Origin of the sequence: Kitasatospora sp. NPDC028055, assembly GCF_040637885.1 — a bacterium.
Lineage (GTDB): Bacteria > Actinomycetota > Actinomycetes > Streptomycetales > Streptomycetaceae > Kitasatospora.
In genome coordinates this window covers 1-3,265 of the sequence record NZ_JBEZXE010000108.1, presented here as the reverse complement: position 1 = coordinate 3,265, position 3,265 = coordinate 1, and the positions used below count along the sequence as shown (strand labels likewise).

Genomic DNA, 3,265 nt, shown 5'->3' with positions numbered 1-3,265 from the left:
ACTCGCGCGGTTCGGTGAGCAGCCGGACCGCCCCCGCGTTCCAGTCGACGTGGGGGGTCGGCTCGTCGACGTGCAGCGTAGGGGGCAGCACGCCGTGGCGCAGCGCCTCCACCATTTTGATCACGCCGCCGATCCCGGCCGCTGCCATGGTGTGACCGATGTTCGATTTCAGCGAGCCCAGCCACAGCGGCTGGTCCTGGGAGTGTTCCTGTCCGTAGGTGGCCAGCAGTGCCTGTGCTTCGATCGGGTCGCCGAGTTCGGTGCCGGTGCCGTGTGCTTCGACCGCGTCGATGTCTGCTGCGGTGAGTCCGGCGTTGGACAGTGCCGTGCGGATCACCCGCTGCTGCGACGGGCCGTTCGGTGCGGTGAGCCCGTTGGAGGCGCCGTCCTGGTTCACGGCCGATCCCCGTAGCAGCGCGAGTACGCGGTGGCCGTTGGCGTGGGCGTCGGAGAGGCGTTCGAGTACTACCAGTCCTGCGCCCTCGCCCCAGCCGGTGCCGTCGGCCGCTGCCGCGAACGCTTTGCAGCGTCCGTCGACGGAGAGGCCTCGCTGTCGGGAGAACTCCACCAATATCCCTGGTGAGGACATCACGCTCACGCCACCGGCCACGGCCAGCCCGCATTCACCGTTCCGTACGGCCTGGGCTGCCTGGTGCAGGGCGACCAGCGAGGACGAGCACGCGGTGTCGACCGTCACCGCAGGGCCCTCCAGGCCGAGGAAGTACGCCAACCGGCCGGAGGTGACACTCCCACTGACACCAGTGAGCAGCAGCCCGTCAGTCTCCGCCGAACCCTCGTGCATCGGTGGCCCGTACTCCTGGGACATCGCGCCGATGAACACGCCCGTGTTGCTGCCGCGCAGCGAACCGGGCTCGATTCCGGCGTCCTCCAAGGTCTGCCACATCGTCTCCAGCAGCAGCCGCTGCTGCGGATGCATAGCCAGCGCCTCGCGCGGAGAAATTCCGAAGAACCCGGCGTCGAACTCGCCCGCGTCGTCGAGGAAGTAGCCCTTGTCGACGTAGCTCTTGCCTGTCCGTCCTGGGTCCGCATCGAAGAGGTCGTCCAGGTCCCAGCCGCGATTGCGCGGCAGCCCGCCGACAGCGTCCCGCCCCGACTGCACGAGGTCCCACAACCGCTCCGGCGATGAGGCGCCACCGGGGAACCGGCACCCCATCCCGACAATGGCGATTGGATCGTCGTTCCCCGCCGAAGCGGGCGCCGCAGCCACCGAGGTGACGACCTGGGCGCTCCCACCCAGCAGCTCCTCGCGTAGGAGCGCAGCCAGTGCGGACGGGGTCGGATGGTCGAACACCACGGTGGCCGACAGCCGCAGTCCGGTGACTTCGTTGAGCCGCTTACGGAGCTCCACTGCGGACAGCGAGTCGAGGCCGAGTGCCCTGAATGCGACATCCGGCTGTACGGAGCTGGTGCTGGCATGGCCGAGCACGGTGGCAGCGTGGGAGCGCACCAGGTCGAGCAGCTCGCGGTTGACGTCCTCGACCGGGCGGCCGGCCAGTCGGTCGGCGAACGTCGAGCTGGTCGCTGCAACCGCGGTCGCCGCGCGCCGCGCCCGGACCAGCCCACGCAGCACCTCCGGCAGGCTCGCCTGCGTGGACCGCGCGCGCAGCCGGTCCAGGTCGAGTACGGCCAGGGTCGCGGTGGCCTCACCGCTGGCGAGCGCCGCGTCGAAGAGTGCGACGCCTTCGTCCGATGGCAGCGGTTTCAGCCCGGTGCGTGCCATGCGAGCGAGGTCCGCGTCGTCCAGGTCGCCGGTCAATTCGCTGCGCTCGCTCCAGAAGCCCCACGCGAGCGAGGTCGCCGGCAGCCCGGTGGCGCGGCGGTGCTGGGCGAGCGCGTCGAGGAACACGTTCGCTGCGGCGTAGTTTCCCTGGCCCGCGTTGCCGATCGTGCCCATGATCGAGGAGAACAGCACGAACGCGGACAGCCCCAAGTCCCGGGTCAGGTCGTGCAGGTTCCACGCTGCGTCCAGCTTCGGCGTCAGCACGGCGTCGAGGCTCTCCGGCGTCATCCCGGAGATCACCCCGTCAGCCAGGGCCCCTGCGGCGTGAACCACGCCGGTGAGCGGCCGGTCTGCCGGGATTCCCGCGAGCAGTGCGGAGAGCGCGGCCCGGTCAGCCACGTCGCACGCAGCAACCGTCACCTGAGCGCCCAGCCCGGACAGCTCGGCGACCAGATCCGTGGCGCCAGGAGTGTCCGGCCCACGCCGAGAGACCAGCAGCAGGTTCCGCACCCCGTGCTTCGTGACCAGGTGTTGGGCGAACAGCCTGCCGAGTGTTCCAGTACCACCGGTGATCAACACGGTGCCGTCGGTGCCCCACTGTGACAGGGACTCCGGCAGTCGGTCCTTGGCATTCATCCTGGTCAGTCTCGGCACCACGACCTGTCCGTGACGCAACGCGAACTGGGTGGCGTCACCGGCCAGCGCGGACGGCAGCGCGGCAAGCGAGCGATCGTCGTCGTCCACATCGACTAGGACCAGCTGGCCGGAATTCTCGTTCTGCGCGGAGCGGAGCAGCCCCCAGAGAGGCGCGAGGGAAAGGTTCGGTACGGGCTCGCTGTATCCGGTCATCACCGCACGCCGGGTCACCACAACCAGCCGTGCCTTGGCGAACCGGTCGTCGGACACCCATGCCTGGACCAGATCGAGCGCGCCGTACAGCGCCGTGCGGGCGGCGCCCGGAACATCAGACGTGGCGTCACCTTCGACGCACAGGATCACGTCTGACGAGTCGCCGGGGACTGCGGACAGCTCGGTGAACTCCTGCCAGTCAACGCCGGCTCCCGTCGCCGAGCGCAGGCCGAACGGGTCGCGGCCGAGCTGCGTGAGCTCGGTGGGCGGTACTGCGTCTGCCGACGGCGCGGGTATCCATTCCAGGCGCAGCAGGGAGTCTCGGTTCACGGCCGGAGAGCCGAGCTCGGCAAGGTCGGCCGGAAGCATGGCCAACGACGCCACCTCGGCCACCGGCATGCCGGCACCGTCCGCCGCACGCAGCCGCAGCGCGTTGTCCCCCGCAGTCGTCACCGATACCCGGAGCACGGGGGCGCCGGAAGCGTGCAGCGTTACGCCTTCCCAGGCGTACGGCAGTCGTATCCGGCCGTCGTTCGGCAGGACCTGACTCATCAGTGCGGCGTGGAGTGTGGCGTCGAGCAGGGCGGGGTGGATGGCGTACGTATCGGGGTCGGTGGGGAGGGTGATCTCGGCGTAGATGTGGTCGTTGTGGCGCCACATCTTGTGCAGGCCTTG

Annotated in this window: 1 protein-coding gene; it reads right to left on the bottom strand. The window is 69.7% G+C overall.

Annotation, left to right across the window (positions count from 1 at the left end):
* Window positions 1-3,265, bottom strand: a 3,265-nt coding sequence (locus AB0F71_RS39815) for an SDR family NAD(P)-dependent oxidoreductase (protein WP_360246201.1), incomplete at both ends; no start/stop codon positions are given.